Genomic DNA, 649 nt, shown 5'->3' on the forward strand with positions numbered 1-649 from the left:
AAGGGCGCACGGTGGATGCCTTGGCACTAGGAGCCGAAGAAGGACGTGACAAACGACGATATGCCTTGGGTAGCTGTAAGTAAGCGATGATCCAGGGATTTCCGAATGGGGGAACCCAACAGGTACTACCTGTTACCCGCATCTGTTAAGGATGTGAGGAGGAAGACGCAGTGAACTGAAACATCTAAGTAGCTGCAGGAAGAGAAAGCAAAAGCGATTGCCTTAGTAGCGGCGAGCGAAACGGCAGGAGGGCAAACCGAAGAGTTTACTCTTCGGGGTTGTAGGACTGCAATGTGGACTCAAAGATTATAGAAGAATGATTTGGGAAGATCAGCCAAAGAGAGTAATAGCCTCGTATTTAAAATAGTCTTTGTACCTAGCAGTATCCTGAGTACGGCGGGACACGTGAAATCCCGTCGGAATCTGGGAGGACCATCTCCCAACCCTAAATACTCCCTAGTGACCGATAGTGAACCAGTACCGTGAGGGAAAGGTGAAAAGCACCCCGGGAGGGGAGTGAAATAGAACCTGAAACCGTGTGCCTACAACAAGTTCGAGCCCGTTAATGGGTGAGAGCGTGCCTTTTGTAGAATGAACCGGCGAGTTACGTTATGATGCGAGGTTAAGTTGAAGAGACGGAGCCGTAGGG

Annotated in this window: 1 rRNA gene; it reads left to right on the forward strand. The window is 50.1% G+C overall.

Going from position 1 to position 649, the window contains the following annotated elements:
• Positions 1 to 649 (forward strand): 23S ribosomal RNA (locus tag O3599_RS09915); the annotation flags it as partial.

The organism is Streptococcus sp. 27098_8_103 (assembly GCF_041432345.1).
Lineage (GTDB): Bacteria > Bacillota > Bacilli > Lactobacillales > Streptococcaceae > Streptococcus > Streptococcus mitis_BV.